14 protein-coding genes are annotated in these 15,290 nt (G+C 69.8%); 5 read left to right on the top strand and 9 right to left on the bottom strand.

Annotation, left to right across the window (positions count from 1 at the left end; translation table 11 throughout):
- Positions 1 to 104: 104 nt before the first annotated feature.
- Entirely contained in the window at positions 105 to 1,529 is a 1,425-nt protein-coding gene (locus ACFV15_RS15635) for a PKD domain-containing protein (RefSeq protein ID WP_378351130.1), read from the bottom strand.
- A gap of 22 nt (positions 1,530 to 1,551) precedes the next feature.
- Positions 1,552 to 3,036: a PKD domain-containing protein gene (locus tag ACFV15_RS15640; RefSeq protein ID WP_378351131.1), complete on the bottom strand. Its 1,485-nt coding sequence runs from the start codon at positions 3,034 to 3,036 to the stop codon at positions 1,552 to 1,554.
- 249 nt (positions 3,037 to 3,285) lie between these two features.
- Here ACFV15_RS15640 and ACFV15_RS15645 point away from each other — a divergent pair, with 249 nt between their 5' ends.
- On the top strand, positions 3,286 to 3,681 hold the full coding sequence (locus tag ACFV15_RS15645) for a hypothetical protein (RefSeq protein WP_378351132.1): 396 nt from the start codon (positions 3,286 to 3,288) through the stop codon (positions 3,679 to 3,681).
- Between the two features lies 1 nt (position 3,682).
- Here ACFV15_RS15645 and ACFV15_RS15650 read toward each other — a convergent pair whose 3' ends face one another.
- The 3 genes from ACFV15_RS15650 to ACFV15_RS15660 are packed head-to-tail and all read right to left on the bottom strand — an operon-like array spanning position 3,683 to position 5,985.
- Entirely contained in the window at positions 3,683 to 4,306 is a 624-nt protein-coding gene (locus ACFV15_RS15650; protein WP_378351133.1) for a response regulator, read from the bottom strand.
- A complete protein-coding gene (locus ACFV15_RS15655) occupies positions 4,303 to 5,427 on the bottom strand; it encodes a sensor histidine kinase (RefSeq protein ID WP_378351134.1) in 1,125 nt (374 codons plus the stop codon). The genes ACFV15_RS15650 and ACFV15_RS15655 overlap by 4 nt, the downstream gene beginning before the upstream one ends.
- A 6-nt stretch (positions 5,428 to 5,433) precedes the next feature.
- Positions 5,434 to 5,985, bottom strand: a complete 552-nt coding sequence (locus ACFV15_RS15660; protein ID WP_378351135.1) for a DUF1453 domain-containing protein — start codon at positions 5,983 to 5,985, stop codon at positions 5,434 to 5,436.
- Between the two features lie 152 nt (positions 5,986 to 6,137).
- Here ACFV15_RS15660 and ACFV15_RS15665 point away from each other — a divergent pair, with 152 nt between their 5' ends.
- Entirely contained in the window at positions 6,138 to 6,740 is a 603-nt protein-coding gene (locus tag ACFV15_RS15665; RefSeq protein WP_378351136.1) for a hypothetical protein, read from the top strand.
- Between the two features lie 7 nt (positions 6,741 to 6,747).
- On the opposite strand, the gene ACFV15_RS15670 is transcribed toward ACFV15_RS15665, so the two are convergent.
- Together ACFV15_RS15670 and ACFV15_RS15675 are read right to left on the bottom strand one after the other, a co-directional pair.
- Positions 6,748 to 8,970 carry a heavy metal translocating P-type ATPase gene (locus ACFV15_RS15670; protein WP_378351137.1) on the bottom strand — a complete coding sequence of 741 codons (2,223 nt, stop codon included), beginning with the start codon at positions 8,968 to 8,970 and terminating at the stop codon, positions 6,748 to 6,750.
- Positions 8,967 to 9,857 (bottom strand): hypothetical protein, encoded by an 891-nt coding sequence (locus ACFV15_RS15675; protein ID WP_378351138.1) that lies wholly within the window; start codon positions 9,855 to 9,857, stop codon positions 8,967 to 8,969. Before ACFV15_RS15675 ends, ACFV15_RS15670 begins: the two co-directional genes overlap by 4 nt.
- A 143-nt stretch (positions 9,858 to 10,000) precedes the next feature.
- Between ACFV15_RS15675 and ACFV15_RS15680 the strand changes: the two genes are divergently transcribed.
- Together ACFV15_RS15680 and ACFV15_RS15685 are read left to right on the top strand one after the other, a co-directional pair.
- Complete coding sequence (locus ACFV15_RS15680) at positions 10,001 to 10,681, top strand: response regulator transcription factor (protein WP_378351139.1); 681 nt, start codon at positions 10,001 to 10,003, stop codon at positions 10,679 to 10,681.
- On the top strand, positions 10,681 to 12,042 hold the full coding sequence (locus tag ACFV15_RS15685; protein WP_378351140.1) for an ATP-binding protein: 1,362 nt from the start codon (positions 10,681 to 10,683) through the stop codon (positions 12,040 to 12,042). Before ACFV15_RS15680 ends, ACFV15_RS15685 begins: the two co-directional genes overlap by 1 nt.
- Here the strand turns inward: ACFV15_RS15685 and ACFV15_RS15690 are convergent.
- Positions 12,039 to 12,503: an SgcJ/EcaC family oxidoreductase gene (locus tag ACFV15_RS15690; protein ID WP_378351141.1), complete on the bottom strand. Its 465-nt coding sequence runs from the start codon at positions 12,501 to 12,503 to the stop codon at positions 12,039 to 12,041. The two genes, ACFV15_RS15685 and ACFV15_RS15690, sit on opposite strands and share 4 nt — an antisense overlap.
- A 251-nt stretch (positions 12,504 to 12,754) precedes the next feature.
- Between ACFV15_RS15690 and ligA the strand changes: the two genes are divergently transcribed.
- Positions 12,755 to 14,746: an NAD-dependent DNA ligase LigA gene (gene ligA, locus ACFV15_RS15695; protein WP_378351142.1), complete on the top strand. Its 1,992-nt coding sequence runs from the start codon at positions 12,755 to 12,757 to the stop codon at positions 14,744 to 14,746.
- A gap of 4 nt (positions 14,747 to 14,750) precedes the next feature.
- Here the strand turns inward: ligA and ACFV15_RS15700 are convergent, their stop codons facing one another.
- On the bottom strand, positions 14,751 to 15,173 hold the full coding sequence (locus ACFV15_RS15700) for a PPOX class F420-dependent oxidoreductase (RefSeq protein ID WP_378351143.1): 423 nt from the start codon (positions 15,171 to 15,173) through the stop codon (positions 14,751 to 14,753).
- Positions 15,174 to 15,290: the final 117 nt, after the last annotated feature.

The raw sequence follows: 15,290 nt of genomic DNA on the forward strand, positions 1-15,290 counted from the left end.
TGGCACCCACTCCCCCCGGCCCCGTGCTCTGTTCGCCTCCCCCCGCGGCTGCGGGGGGGTGGGGGGGGGGGGGGGCGCACCACCCCCCCCCCCCCCCCCACGACTCAGAGCTTGGTCACGGCGACCAGCTCGTTGTCCGCGGGCCGGGCGTCGTCGTGGTTGTCCTCCAGGGTGGCCACCACCTTGAACGTCACCTTGCCCGCCGCCGCGTCGGCCCCGGTGTAGGTGTACGCGAACGGGAAGTCGACCTTCCCCGGCGCCGCCACCGCTTGGGTGAGCGAACCGACCTCGTTGAAGTAGCCCTCCGGTGTCTGCCTAAGCAGCCTCACCTTCACCGTCTCGCCGTAGCGGGCGTTGACGACCGAGACCTTGAGCGACTTCGTCTGGTCGACGCGGGCGGTCGCGGGCGCGGAGAAGCCGGTCAGGCTCACATCATGTGTCTCGACCTTCAAAGAAGTGCTGCCGGTCCCCGTGCGGCCGTCGTTGGTCGACCCCGTCACCTCGACCTGGTACGTACCGTCCACCGTGTACTTGTGTCGGATCGGCGTGCCGGTGATCGGTGCGGAGGTCCCGTCGCCGAAGCGGATTTCACCGCTGACGAGCTTGCGGCCGAGCTGGTCGCCCGAGGTCGGATTGAACTCGACATCGGTGTAGACGGACGGGCGGTCCGGGTAGGGATTCACCCTGGGCTGCAACGCGGGCGCGGTCGCGATGCGCAGGTCGAACCACGCCGCGCGCTCGGCGGAGTCGGCCACCCTGATGTAGTAGGTCTGCCCGGCGACGGCGGTGAACACCGACTCCAGATAGTTCCCCGCCGGCACACAGTCCAGTTCGACACCGCCGGAGTGCACGCTGATCGCGGGCGCCTTGCCGTAGAGCTTGTCCAAGCTCACCGATCTCGTGCGCTCAGGTGTGTAGCGGTACCAAACCGACTGGACCGCCTCTGGATCGCAGCTCGCCGTCGGCTCGCTGGGCTCGGCCGACGCACGCGCCAGGTCGCCCGTGTACTCCGCGGGCAGCCCGGCCACCGTCGCGGCCGCGACGGCGTCGTTGGGTTCCGGCGGAACGGCCATGAAATCGAAGTCGACCTTGCCGGAGCCGCCGAGGATTTCGAACAGCAGCACGTGGTACGTCGTGCCCGCGGTGACGTGGAACGTGGCCGACGGTATGCCGTTGAGCGGATTCTGGCAGGCACCCGGCACCTGGGTCAGGTCACCCCGCGCACCGGTGTACACCGCGATGAACGGGCCGAACCGGCCGCCGCCGCGCGAGGTGCGGACAATACCGTCCGCCGGCGCGGTATAGCGGTACCACACGCTCCCCGTGATCTGACCGCTGCACGAGGTCGGGTCATCGGCGGCAGCGGTGGTCCCCGTCGTGGCCGCGGTCGTGCGGAACGGCAGCGCGGCGATGGTGGTGGCGGTGTCGAAATCATCGTTGGACGGTGGATCGGCGTGTGCGAAACCGGGCAGCAGGACAGAAACCGCGGCGGCGATGAAGCCGATGACCGCCGTTCTGGTGGACAGCATCATTTCGTTCCCCCTCGGAAAGTCAGTCCATGACCAAGCTGGCGGCACGCGGTTTCACGGTCGTCGCGATGGCGATCACCTCGTTGTCGGCCGGCAGTGCGTCCCGGACCGGGTAGGGCAGCTCGGCCTCCGCGCGGAACGTGGCCTTGCCCTTGAGCGCGTCCTCGTTCGTGAACGTATAAGAGAACGGGAACTGCACCTTGCGGTCCGGGCGGGCGGGCACGGCCAGTGTCAGCCTGCCGACCTCCTTCCACCACGTCCCGTCGTGCTTGGTCACGACCACGGTCACCGTCTCGCCGTAGCGCGCGTTCGCGACGGACACCGTGATCGGCTTGCTCTGGCCTGCTCGGGCGGCCGACGGCGTGTCGAACCGGGTGATGCCGACGTCGTGCGTGTTCACGGTGACCTGGTTGGTCATGGTCGCGGTGCGGCCGTCGGGCGAGGTGGCGCGCATGGTGACCGGGTAGACGCCGTCGGCCGCGTAGTGGTGCTTGACCGCCTCGGTGCTCGCGGGCGCCTTGGTGCCGTCGCCGAAGTCCCACTCGGCGGTCAGCGGGTTGTCGATCTCGGCCCAGGATCTCGCCTCGAACCGGATCTCGTCGAACACGGTCGCGTCCGACGGCGATCGGTCGATCTGCGCTTGGAGCGGGGGCGCCTCGGCCAGGTCCAGCTTGACGGGCTTGCCGTGGTCGCCGGTGACGCGGAGGTAGTAGGTCGTGCCGGGATTCGCGCGGAACACCGCGCGGTCTCCGTACGAGTACGACTTGCAGGCGACCTGCCGCAGTTCGGGCAGGCTGTTCCCGGTGTAGACGGTGACGGCCGTGTCGTACGACTCGGTCCGCGCGGTGACCGAGTGCGCGGGTCCCGCGGTGGTGTAGGCGTACCAGACCGACGGCTGCGCCTCGTTGTAGACGCAGGTCGAATCCGGCTCGTCGGCCTCGAACGAGGCTGTCGAAAGATCCGGCGTCTTCGTGGCAGGCAGGCCGGAAACGGGCTCGGCCTTCGCGAAGGCGTCGTTGGCGGCGGGCGCGATGGTGTCCACGGCGAACTTCAGCGCGCCGCCTGCGACGTCGTAGCCGGAGACCATGAAGTGATACGTCGTTCCCGCGGTCGCCGGGAAGGTGATCTGGGCGTTTTCCCCGCTGTCGCAGGCGTTGGTGACGCCCCTCAGCTCATGGCGCAATCCGACGTGCGCCGCCAGCACCGTCGCATGGTCGCTGCCCGCTGTCGTGGCGCGGAGCAGACCGTTCTCAGTCGCGGTGTAGTCGAACCACACGCTGCCTTGCGCGTGGTAGCCCTGGCACCAGAACGGGTCGTCGCTGCCCTCGGTGGCCTCACCGGTGTCCTGCTGGGCGCTGAACGGCAGCGCGGTGATCGCCGTCGAGTTGTCGAAGTCGTCGTTGGACGGCGGCGCCGCCTGCGCGACGCCCGTGGTCATGACCGCCAGTAAGGCGCTGATCGAGGTGAGCGCGGCGATCCGGCCGCGCGAACGTAAAGACAGCAGCACTGTTGTCCCCCCATGGACCTTCTGCCCCCAACCTCGCTGCGGAGGCCACTGACCACAGCATCGCCGCATTCCGGCCGAACGTAACCGATCCGGCGCGAATTGGGCCGCGTGGCGTAGCGGTTTCGGCCGCTATCACAAGTCCCGCCCAGATTCCGCCCAGGCCGTGATCGTGGAAAAGCGCCCATCCGCGACTCGGCGCCCGGTTAACATTCGGGCGTCAGCAAGGAAGATCAAAAGGGAGAACCACCTATGAGGCGCACGGCCGCAGGCATCACCACGCTCGCACTGCTCGCCGCGACCGCCGGGACGGCGACCGCGGCCGGCTACCCCACGTCGGACTTCAACGGCGACACCGCCAGCTCGAAGGGCGGGTTCGTCGACGGCACGTTCACCTGGTACGAGCGCTCGGTCGGGGTCAGCGGGGTGGTGTTCGACCGCGAACCGGCAGGCAGCACCACGGTGATCTTCAAGTTCTACTCGGGTAGCCGGTTGCAGGACATCCAGACGCGTACCGCGTCGAACGGGCCGAGGAAGTTCGGCTGGGCCGAGCCGGGCCCGGCAGGCGGGATCAGCGCCGTGGAGATCTACCTGGCCTACGACGGCAACGAGACCTTCGTGGCCAAGGTTCCCCGCAAGGTCTGGTGAGCTAACGCCCGAGCGCGTATCTGACCGCGTCGGCGCGCGAGTGGAAACCGGCTTTCGCGAAGAGGTTGTTGATGTGCGTCTTGACGGTCGCCTCGCTGATCACCAGACGCGAGGCGATCTCCGGGTTGCGCAGGCCTTCGCCGATCAGGCCGAGGATCTCGCGTTCCCGCGCGGTCAGCGTGAACGTCTCCTCGACGCGGGCGGGACGGCTCGCGAGCGACAGCAAGCGGCGTTGGACTTCCGGAGCGAGCACCGACTGGCCCGAAGCGGCGCTGCGCACGGCCTGCTCGATCTTGGCGCGGTCGGCTTCCTTGGTCAGGTAGCCGCTCGCTCCCGCGTGCAGCGCGGCGAGGATCGAATCGTCGTCGTCGAAGGTGGTCAGCACGACGACCTGGGTGTCCGGGCTGGCCGCGCGGATGTGGCCGGTGGCCTCGGCGCCGCCCATGACCGGCATGTGCAGGTCCATCAGGACCACGTCGGGGTGATGCTCGGCGACCGCGGCGACGGCTTCCTTGCCGTTGGTGGCCGTGGCGACCACGTGGATGCCGTCGGCGAGGTCGAGCATCACCGCGAGCGCCTCGCGGACGGAGGCCTGGTCGTCGACGACGAGCAGCGCGATCGTCATCGGGGCACCTCCAGTTCGACCTTCCAGCCGTCCACAGAGGACGGTCCGGCTCGCAGTGTGCCACCGAGCAGCGCGACGCGCTCGCGCATGCCGGGCAGGCCCATCCCGCCGCCCGCGGTGAGAGCGGGGTCCGCAGGCTTGCGCGCCGGGCCGTTTTCGATGGTGAGCGAGACGGTTTCGCCCGTGAAACCCAGTTTCATCGAGCGGTCGGCGCCGGGCGCGTGCTTGGCCGCGTTGGTCAGCGCCTCCTGCGCGGCGCGGATCACCGCGTGCGCGATCTCGCTCGGCACCGGCGACGGCGTGCCGTCGATCTCGAAGGTGACGGACTCCCCCGTCGCCATCAGCTCCAGTGTCCGTTCCAGCGGCAGGGTGTCCTCGCGCAGCGCGTGGATCGCGTGCCGGGTTTCGGTGATGCTGTCGACCGCGAGTGCCCTGGCGCGGCGCACGGCTTGCGTGGCCTCGTCGCCGCGTCCCTTGCCGTACAAGGCATCCGCCATGTCGAGCTGCATCGCGATGCCGGAGAGCGAATGCCCGAGCACGTCGTGGATCTCCCGCGCGATCCGCCCGCGTTCCAGCAGCGCGGCCTCGCGGGATTCGGACACGGCCGCGCGCTCGGCGCTGAGCAGCGCGTCACGCCGTTCGCGGCGGGCGATTCCCATGTAGACCGGCGCGGCGACGGCGAAACCGAGCCACCACGGCAATTCCGAGCCGAGCGGATGGAGCCCCTCGACCACGAGCACGGCGCCGACCGCGGTGAGCGCGCCGATGACCGTGACACCGATCGCCACGCGCGGGCGCAACCGTCTACCGGCGATGCCGCTGGCGACGAACGCGAACGCGGGCGCCAGCGTCGACTGCGCGACCGCGAGCAGCACCGCCGAGAGCACCACGTACGACAGCACGATCGGCAGTGTCGCGCGCTGCGGCCACGGGAAGAGCGCGCCAATGGTCATGGCCGAGACAACGACCAGCAACGCGATCGCGAGTGGCGGGACGAGCAGCGGGCGCGTGGTGAACTGCACCGCCGTGACCAGCACCAGCGTGCCCATGATGAACGGGCGCAGCAGCTCGTCGGTGAACCGGGGCCTGCGCGTCCCCGGTTCCCTCGCGTCGTCCGACATCATCGCTCAGCGTAGCCAGCCACGGCCGCCCACGCGCCGTTGAAGGTCATCCAGGAGCTGGGAGCGCTCGTGCGGCCTGCCGTCCTTGCCGGTCTTCCACACGACCTGCTTGCCCGAGCGCAGGGCCTTCGCCAGCACGACCAGACCTTCGGCGAGCAGCCCGAAGCCCAGTGACACGAACATCGCGTTGTTCGAATCCGTCCCCTTGTCGAGTGCGGCGAGCAACGCGCCCGCGCCGAGCTTGACGCCGATGTTGGCCACCCACAGCAGCACGGTCACCCAGGTGTAGCGCATGAAGACGATGTCGTCCTGGTGATACAGCCGGATGGTCAGCCCGCGCAGCGCGCCGAGTGCCACGCCGATCGCGGTGGTCACGACCAGGAACGTCAGCGCGATACCCGACCGGGTGGCCGAGCCGAGGTCCGACAGCCCGACGACCACCAGGATCGCGGGCAGCACCAGCATCCGCTTGGCCTCCGCCGGCTGCCCTGTCATCCGCCTGACCAGCACGTACCCGATGACCGCGATGATCAGCACGATCTGCGTGACGCCACTCATGTGTTCCCCTCCGAGGGCTTTCGATGTACCCCGAAGTTAGGTCCGGACCACCCCCGCGGTCTTGAGGCGCACGCCGTATCCGCGGGTGGAGATTTCCTCCACCCGGACGCATGGTCTAGACAACCCCGGCGGGTGCCTCTACATTTCCTGGAATGCGCCTGGGATCGGTTTTCGGTCGTGCGACGGTCACCGCTTTCGCTTGTGTGGCGGCGTTTTCGCTGCCCATCCCCGCGACGGCGAGCCCGGCCTGCGAGTGCTCGACCCCGTCGATCGACCGGCTGCAGCAGTGGCTCGCCAGCGGCGAGGGAACCACCGTCCCGGCCACCGGGAGCCTGCTCGTCCGCGACCACGACCGGTACGCCGCCAAGGTGACCTTCCTCAACGCCGAGTGGCACGTGGTCGTCGTCTGGCTCGGCAACCAGTTCGAGGCGCAGGCGGATCTGTCCCAGTCCTCGGGCTTCTGGATGACCTACAGCGCGACCGACGACCTCTACGTGCAGCTGCGGCCCGCCTCGCACTGGAGCGGCGGCGACAAGTGGCTCACCCTCGTCCCGTCGACCGGCGGGAAGCGCGTGACCAGGTTCTTCAGCTTCTCCCCCGGCAAGTGGACGTGGCTGCCCGAATTGGGCAAGCCGTCGCACACCTTCGCCTCGGCGCTGAGCGAGGCACGGGGCTTCGTCTTCGTCGGCAAGACCCCGAACCGGCTCGACTTCCGGGGTCTGCGTGTCGACGGCCACCGGCCACCGTGCCTCTGAGCGTCCGTCAGCGGAACCCCCGCAGCCGCAGGCTGTTGCTGACCACGAACACCGAGCTGAACGCCATCGCCGCGCCCGCGATCATCGGGTTGAGCAGGCCAGCGGCCGCCAGCGGCAGCGCCGCGATGTTGTAGGCGAAGGCCCAGAACAGGTTGCCCTTGATCGTGCGCAGCGTCCGCCGCGACAACCGGATCGCGTCCGCCGCCGCGCGCAGGTCACCACTCACCAGCGTGAGGTCGCTGGCCTCGATCGCGACGTCGGTGCCCGTGCCCATCGCGAGGCCGAGGTCGGCCTGCGCCAGTGCGGCCGCGTCGTTGACGCCGTCGCCGACCATGGCGACGACCTTGCCTTCGGCCTGCAGCCGGGTGACCACGTCGACCTTGTCCTTGGGCAGCACCTCGGCGATCACCTGGTCGATGCCGACCTCGGCGGCGACGGCACGGGCCGCGGCCTCGTTGTCGCCGGTGAGCAGCACCGGGGTGAGCCCGAGCTCGCGCAGCCGCTTGACGGCGTCCGCGGACGTCGGCTTCACGGTGTCCGCGACGACCAGCACCGCGCGAGCCTGCCCGTCCCAGCCGACGACCACCGCGGTCCGGCCGAGTTTCTCCTCGGCCGCCTTCGCCTCGGCGAGTGCCTCCGGCAGCCGGTGACTCCACTGCTCCAGCAGTGAGGCACGGCCGACGAGCACCGCCTTTCCTGCCACGATCCCTTGCACGCCAAGGCCTTCGAGGTTGGTGAACTCCTCGGCCTTCGGGAGATCGTCGCCCGCCGCACGGGCGATCGCGCGGGCGATCGGGTGTTCCGAAGCGGTCTCCAGCGCACCAGCCAGCCGGAGCGCCTCATCGGCGTCGGCACCCTCGGCGACGTGGACCTCGACGAGCGCCATCTGGCCGGTGGTGACCGTGCCGGTCTTGTCCAGCACGACCGTGTCGACGCGACGGGTGGACTCCAGCACCTCCGGGCCCTTGATCAGGATGCCGAGCTGCGCGCCGCGCCCGGTCCCCACGAGCAGCGCGGTCGGCGTCGCGAGCCCGAGCGCGCACGGGCAGGCGATGATCAGGACGGCGACGGCCGCGGTGAAGGCGGCCGAGGCCGGCGCGCCCGCGCCGAGCCAGAACATCAGCGTACCGGTGGCGAGCGCGATGACGATCGGCACGAACACCGCCGAGATCCGGTCCGCGAGCCGCTGGACCTGGGCTTTCCCGGTCTGGGCGTCCTCGACCAGCTTGGCCATCACGGCGAGCTGGGTGTCGGCGCCGATCCGGGTCGCGCGGACGATCAGCCTGCCGCCCGCGTTCACCGTCGCGCCCGCCACCGCGTCGCCGGGGCCGACCTCGACCGGCACGCTCTCGCCGGTCAGCATGCTCGCGTCCACCGCGGAGCTTCCTTCGGCGACGACGCCGTCGGTCGCGATCTTCTCGCCAGGCCGCACCACGAACAGGTCGCCGACGACGAGCTGGTCGGTCGGGACGCGGTGCTCGCGCCCGTCGCGGAGCACGGCGACGTCCTTCGCGCCGAGTTCGAGCAGCGCGCGCAACGCGGCGCCTGCCCGTCGCTTCGACCGGGCCTCGAAGTACCGCCCGGCGAGGATGAACGTGGTGACGCCGGCGGCCACCTCCAGGTAGATGTTGCCGTCGCCGGACATCCGCTGGACGGTCAGCTCGAACGGATGCGTCATCCCCGGCACGCCCGCGCTCCCGAAGAGCAGCGCGTACAGCGACCACAGGAACGCGGCCAGCGTGCCCATCGAGATCAGCGTGTCCATGGTGGCGGCGCCGTGCCGCAGGTTCGTCCAAGCCGCTTGGTGGAACGACCATGCCGCCCACACGAGCACGGGCGCGGCGAGTGTCAGCGAGATCCACTGCCAGTAGGTGAACTGGAACGCGGGCACCATCGCCAGCACGATCACCGGCACCGACAGCACCGCCGACCCGATCAGCCGCTGCCGCAGCGGCGCGGTCTCGTCTTCCTCGTGCCGGGGCTCTTCTTCCTTGGCAGGCAACGCGGCCGAGTAACCGGCGGCCTCGACCTGCTCGATCAGCTGCCGCGGCTCGATTCCGTTGCCGTAGAAGACTTTCGCCTTCTCGGTCGCGTAGTTGACGGTGGCGGTGACACCGTCGAGCTTGTTCAGCTTCTTCTCGATGCGCATCGCGCAGGAGGCACAGGTCATCCCGGTGATCGAGAGTTCGATCTCGGCGGTCGCCGCCGCCTGGTCCAGGTTCGCGGTCATGCGGTCACCCCTTCCGTGGCCACGGTGAAGTCGGCCGTCCGCACCTTGCCCTCGTGCTGGAAGTCCAGGAAAAGCCGGTACGTGCCCGCGGACGGCACCTCGGCGTAGAACGTGACCGACGGCCCTGCCGCGGTCTTGCCGTCGCCCGGCATGCCGTCCGGGTGCACGTGGAGATAGGCGAGATCGCCGCCGCGCAGCGCGACAAGGTGCCCGTAGGCGCCCAAATACGGCTGCAGATCGGTGACGGGACCGCCGTTCTTGGCCACGGTCAGCGTGACCTTCGACGACTTGCCCGGCACGAGATCCCCGGCGAGCCGAACCTGGTAACCATCCACATCGGACACTCGCTCCGGCGGAGAGGTCGACGGCTGGAAGTCGCCGGGCGCGGCGAGGTCGACGCCGAGCGTCGTGGCCTTGCCGCCGGTCGGCGCGAAGTCGGCGAACGCGCGGTAGCTGCCCGCCTTCGGCAAGGTCAGCGGAACGGTCCAGGTGCCATCTGCGGCGAGCGCCGGGTGCACGTGCTGGAAGCCCGAACCATCACGGCGCACCACGATGAGGTGCATCCGCTTTTCATGCTTGACGTCGTACGCGGTGACCGCTTGTCCGCCGGGACCGGTCACGCGGAACGAAAAAGTAGTGGTCACTCCTGGCGTCAGTGTCGTGTCGGCGGGCGTGAGGGTGTAGCCGCCGATCGACGACGCCAGCCCGCCGGGCAGATCGTCACTGGGCGCTTCCGCGCCATGGGCGTCCCCGTGCCCGGCTTCCTCGGTGTGCTGCGCCCCGGCTTCGCCTTCGAAGGGACCGACGGCGGAACCCGCCGCCCACGCGCCCCCGGCGATCAACGCGAGTGCCACCCCGTACACGGAGAGCTTCACCGCTGTCTGCATTCCATGTCCTCTCGACGTCTCCAAGGTATACCCATAGGGGGTACCCGTGTCAACGCGGGCTGTACCCCCGTACGGTATGACCCGATGTATCCATAGTGGACGGCGAATGGGTTTTCCCGCCGGTGTGATGGCATGATCGCCGCGTGCGCGTACTGCTGGTCGAAGACGACGAACCGATCGCCGAGTCGTTGCGGCGCGGGCTCAGCCGCTATGGCTTCGAGGTCGAATGGGTCAAGACGGGTGCCGAGGCGCTCACCGCCGAGCCTGCCGCGCTGGTGCTGCTCGACCTCGGGCTGCCGGACACCGATGGACTGGACATCTGCCGTCAGCTCAGGGCACGCGGCGACGACGTGCCGATCATCGTGATCAGCGCGCGCTCCGACGAGGTGGACCGCGTGGTCGGCCTGGAGATCGGCGCGGACGACTACGTCTCGAAGCCGTTCGGGGTCAGGGAGGTCGTCGCCAGGATGCGCGCGGTGCTGCGCCGGAGCCAGACGGCCACGGCGCCGGAGCAGGCCGCCGCCCCCAAGCCGGACAGCTACGCGGGCGGGCGGCTGCTCATCGACCGGCGCGGCCGCCGGGTCCATCTGGACGGCGAGGAGCTCCAGCTGCCGCCGAAGGAGTTCGACCTGCTGGCGTTCCTGACCGAGGAGCCCGGCGCGGCGCTGACCAGGGAACAGATCATGGAAGCGGTCTGGGACAGCAACTGGTTCGGCCCGACGAAGACACTCGACGTCCACATCGGGGCGCTGCGGCGCAAGCTCGGTGACGCGGTGACCTTGGAGACGGTCCGCGGTGTCGGCTTCCGGCTGGTCACGTCCTGATGAACCGCAGACTGGTCGTCAGCTACGTACTGCTGGTCGCGGTCGCGATCGCCGCGTTCACCGTGCCGGTCGCGTTCGTGCTCACCGGGCAGCTGCGCGGCGACACCGAGACCTCCGTGCGCCGAGAGGCTGAAACCGCCGCGTTGCTGCTCGCGGCCCCGGACGCGCCGTCACGACAGGCACTCGCGCGGCTGGCCGTCGTCTACGACCACGAGACACCGGGCAGGCTCGACGTCCTGCTCGCCGGCCGGATCGCGGCCTCGCCGATGCCCATGCCGTTCGCCCCCGACGATCCGGCCTTCACCGAGGCATTGGCGGGCCGCGCGAGCACGAGCTGGGGCGAGGCTCCGGCACTGGGCGAGACCGGACTCGTGCTCGCGGTGCCCGCCCGTGACGCGACCGGCGCCGTCGTCGGGGCCGTCCGGGTGAGCTACCCGTCGGCGCCGCTGAACGAACGCCAGCTCCAGATCTGGGGCTTCCGCGCGATACTCGCCGTGGCCGTGCTGATCGCCGCAGCGATACTGGGCGCACTGCTGGCCAGACGGCTGACCAGGCCTTTCCGCGAGCTCAACCGGATGGCGCGGCAGCTGCGGGACGGCGATCTCAGCGCCAGGGCCCAGGAATCGGGGCCGACCGAGACACGCACACTGGCCAGGACGCTGAACAACGCGGCGGAGACGATCGACACGCTGGTCCAGTCGCAGCGCGCGTTCATCGCGGACGCCTCACATCAGCTGCGCACCCCGCTCACCGCGTTGCGGCTCTCGCTGGACAACATCGCGGACGGTGCCTCGGATCCGATCCTGCGCGAAGACATCGACCTGGCCACCGCCGAGGTCGTCCGGATGAGCAGGCTCGTCAACGGGCTGCTCACCCTCGCGCGGGCCGAGGCCGCCGTGAGCACGCCGGAGCGCGTCCGGATCGCGGCCGTGGTCGACGACCGGTTCGAGGTGTGGCGGGCCGTCGCCGCCGACCGCGGAGTCCGGTTGCTGGCCGAGCACGCGGACGCGGGCCAGGAGGTGCTCACCAGTCCAGGGCACCTCGAGCAGGTGCTGGACAACGTGCTGTCCAACGCGCTCGAGGTCTCCCCCGACGGCGGCTCGGTCACCGTCCGCACCGGCAGGCTGGACGACCACGTCCTGCTCGAGGTGACCGACGAGGGCCCCGGACTGCCCGATGCCGACCGCCAGCGCGCGTTCGACCGGTTCTGGCGCGGCTCGGGCGCCACCGGGCAGTCGGGTTCCGGACTCGGCCTGGCGATCGTCAAGCAGCTGGTCACCGAGGACGGCGGCCTCGTCGGCCTGATCGGGAACGCGGGCGGCGGCCTGTGCGTCCGGATCAGCCTCCGCCCCGCTCGCTAGGCCTTCCCCGGCATGGCGGAGGAATGGTGGTTGACGATCAGCCACTTCCCGTCCCTCAGCTCGTAAACGAAGGTGTAGCGGGCCCTGACTTCCTGCGTTTTCCCGTCCGTGGCGAGCGCGAACCGGTAGACGCCGGTGTTGACCGCGGTGTCCTCGTCCAGCACATTGACCACCTCGTTCTCGATGGTGCCGGACGGCTTGTTCTCCAGGAAATGCTTGAAATAGTCGACGATGTCGGCTCTGTTCGTCCGCACCTTGTCGGACACGGTCGGCAGCAGCACCGCGTCCGGCGCGTAGAGGTCGGCGACCTTGTCGGCGTCGCCGGTCGCCAGCGCGGCGTTCCAGTTGCTGAACAGCGTCGAGACATCGAGCTTGGCCGGCGTGGTGGAACAGCCGGTCACCAACGCGAGCGCGGCGACGGTGCCGAGGACGCCGGTCACGGTGAAAGTCTTGCTACGCATCGTTTTCCGCCTGCCTGATCGGGTTTCATCTGATGCGTCAACTATGTCTTCCGGCGGGGAAGGACCGGCCCAGCAAAGGTCCAGCGGAACTCCAAGATCTCGCCAAGATTCGGCCGCCCGCGCGCACCGGGCTTCCGCGTGAACGCCACTTTCGCAACGGTGAACGTTGTGGAAGTGGCGTTCACGTCGCGCGAGCCGCCCCGATCGGGTTGCGCACGGTTTTGTCGGTGCTCGCGGGTAGCGTCTCCGGCGTGGAAGCTCGAGAGCGCATACAGGAACTCGCCGACCGGATCGTCGTGCTGCGCGACACCTACTACCGGGGTTCGCCGACCGTGGCGGACGCCGAGTACGACGCGATCGAAGACGAGTTACGCGGGCTGATCGCGGCGAACCCGGAGCTGGCGCCCGACCCTAACCCGCTGGAGCAGGTCGGCGCGCCCGCCGTGCTGCACGCGCCGATCCGGCACTCGCGGCCGATGCTGTCGCTGGAGAAGGCGACCCAGCCGGAGCAGGTCGCGGCCTTCTTCGACCGGTTCCCCGGCCAGCCGGTGGTGGTGATGCCGAAGCTCGACGGGCTGTCGCTGGCGCTCGTCTACGAGAACGGCAGGCTCGCGCGTGCGGTCACCCGCGGCGACGGCACCACGGGCGACGACGTGACGCCGCTGGTCAGGGCGCTGACCGATGGTGTGCCGGACAAGGTCGACGCGCCAGGGCGGGTCGAGGTGCGCGGCGAGGCGGTCATGCTGCGCTCCACCTTCGCCGCGTACAACGTCGCGCATCCGGACAAGCCGCTGATCAACCCGCGCAACGCGGCGGCGGGCACGCTGCGTGCCAAGGACGCGGCCACGGTGGCCGAGCGGCGGCTGCAGTTCTTCGCGTTCGACCTGCACACGGATCCGGACAGCGCGGAGACCGATCTGGACGGTGCACTGAGGACACTCGGGTTCGACGCGGCCGACATGCGCCACTGCGAGGACGCGGCGGCCGCGCAGGCCGTGATCACCACGATCGAGCAGCAGCGCAACGAGCTGGACTACGACCTCGACGGAGCCGTGCTGCGGCTGGCGAACCGTGACGCGTACGCCGCCGCCGGCACCCGGTCGAGCTCGCCGCGTGGCGCGCTGGCCTTCAAGTTCGCCGCCGAGGAGAAGACCACCATCCTGGCCGATGTGGTGTGGGACGTCGGCAAAACCGGCAAGATCGCCCCGGTCGCCTGGCTGGAGCCGGTGTTCGTCGGCGGCACCACCGTCACCCGCGCGACGCTGGCCAACCAGGAGGTCATCCGCGCGCGCGGCATCAAGATCGGCGACACGGTGCTGGTGCGCCGCGCCGGCGATGTGATCCCGTTCGTCGCGGGTGTGCTCGACGCGTCCAAGCGCACCGGCGAAGAAAAAGAGATCGTGCCGCCGAGCGTGTGCCCGTCCTGCGAGCAGCCGCTGACCGAGCAGGGCAACAGCCGGGAACTGTTCTGCACCAACGTCGCCTGCCCCGCGCAGACCGTCCGGCGGCTGATCCACTGGGCGTCGCGGGCGGCGGCGGACATCGACGCCATCGGCGGGGTCTGGATCGAGCGGCTGGCCGAGGCGGGCATCCTCGAGCACCCGTCGGACTTCTACACACTGACCAAGGAACGGCTGCTGGAGTTCGACCGCATCGGCGAGATCTCGGCCACGCGCATGGTCGAGTCCATCGATGCCAGCCGCCAGGTCGGCCTGCGCCGGGCCTTGATCGGCCTCGCGATCCCCATGGCCTCCGAAGGCACAGCGGCCCGTCTCTGCCGCGCGGGGTTCGGCTCGCTCGAAGACGTCGCCGACGCGGGTGTCGACGGGCTCGTGGCCGTCGAGGACATCGGCCCGAAGGTCGCCGCCTCGCTGATCGAGCACCTCACGCGCCTGCGCCCCGAACTGGAACGGCTGCGCGAGCGTGGCGTCTCGCTCGACGTGCGCGACGAGGACCTCCCGCCGGTCGTGGTGTCCGGCGCGCCGCTCGCGGACAAGACGGTGGTGATCACCGGCTCGATCAGCGACCCGCGCTCCGGCGAGAAGGTGGCCCGCCCGACCTTCCAGCGGCTGTGCGAGAAGGCGGGCGCGACCATCGCGTCCTCGGTTTCGGCGAGCACCGACCTGCTGATCACCGGCGCCGATGTCGGCGCCAGCAAGATCGCGAAGGCCGAGAAGCTCGAGGTCGAGGTCGTCGATCAGGGCGTGATCTGGCAGCAGCTGATCGAGGCGGGCGTCGTGTAGCCGCTCAGGACGCCCAGGGGCCGACGCCGCCGACCTTCTCGATCCGGATCCGGGTCAGCAGGCCCGGCGGCGCGTTCTCCGGCGGGAACTTCACCCCGGGGCTGGCCAGCGTCTTGGCGAGCTCGGCGAGCAGTTCAGGCGCTCCCCCTTCGACGACGCGGGCGGTGCCGGTGATCGCGAGGTACGGCCGCATCACCTCGCCCTTCTCGGGGGAAACGATGGTCACCGCCACCCGGCCGTCGCGGCGGACATTGCGGACCTTCTTGTGTTCGCTGAGGTGACCGACCACGAGTTCGTCGCCGTCCGGCGTCGATTGCAGTGCCACCCAGACCACAGTGACCTGCGGGCTGCCGTCGGGATTCAGCGTGACCAGTGTCGCGTCGGCTCCGGAGCCGATGAGCGCGGCAGCGGCGTCGTCAAGTTTCATATCGTGCTCTACCAGCCGGGCGCCGCATTCATTCCCGGCGGCGTCATCCAAACGCGACTAATTCGAATCCCGCATGGGGTCACCTCAGGCCACCCGTGTGCCGATGGGTCCGGTAAG

It is taken from the genome of Amycolatopsis sp. NPDC059657 (genome assembly GCF_042734395.1).
In the GTDB taxonomy this organism is placed as follows: Bacteria; Actinomycetota; Actinomycetes; order Mycobacteriales; family Pseudonocardiaceae; genus Amycolatopsis.

Excerpts from the sequence above, each read along its gene's own strand:
- ACFV15_RS15635 (WP_378351130.1), bottom strand. The coding sequence starts at position 1,529 with ATGCTGTCCACCAGAACGGCGGTCATCGGCTTCATCGCCGCCGCGGTT.
- ACFV15_RS15645 (WP_378351132.1), top strand. The coding sequence starts at position 3,286 with ATGAGGCGCACGGCCGCAGGCATCACCACGCTCGCACTGCTCGCCGCG.
- ACFV15_RS15650 (WP_378351133.1), bottom strand. The coding sequence starts at position 4,306 with ATGACGATCGCGCTGCTCGTCGTCGACGACCAGGCCTCCGTCCGCGAG.
- ACFV15_RS15655 (WP_378351134.1), bottom strand. The coding sequence starts at position 5,427 with ATGTCGGACGACGCGAGGGAACCGGGGACGCGCAGGCCCCGGTTCACC.
- ACFV15_RS15660 (WP_378351135.1), bottom strand. The coding sequence starts at position 5,985 with ATGAGTGGCGTCACGCAGATCGTGCTGATCATCGCGGTCATCGGGTAC.
- ACFV15_RS15665 (WP_378351136.1), top strand. The coding sequence starts at position 6,138 with ATGCGCCTGGGATCGGTTTTCGGTCGTGCGACGGTCACCGCTTTCGCT.
- ACFV15_RS15670 (WP_378351137.1), bottom strand. The coding sequence starts at position 8,970 with ATGACCGCGAACCTGGACCAGGCGGCGGCGACCGCCGAGATCGAACTC.
- ACFV15_RS15675 (WP_378351138.1), bottom strand. The coding sequence starts at position 9,857 with ATGCAGACAGCGGTGAAGCTCTCCGTGTACGGGGTGGCACTCGCGTTG.
- ACFV15_RS15685 (WP_378351140.1), top strand. The coding sequence starts at position 10,681 with ATGAACCGCAGACTGGTCGTCAGCTACGTACTGCTGGTCGCGGTCGCG.
- ACFV15_RS15690 (WP_378351141.1), bottom strand. The coding sequence starts at position 12,503 with ATGCGTAGCAAGACTTTCACCGTGACCGGCGTCCTCGGCACCGTCGCC.
- ACFV15_RS15700 (WP_378351143.1), bottom strand. The coding sequence starts at position 15,173 with ATGAAACTTGACGACGCCGCTGCCGCGCTCATCGGCTCCGGAGCCGAC.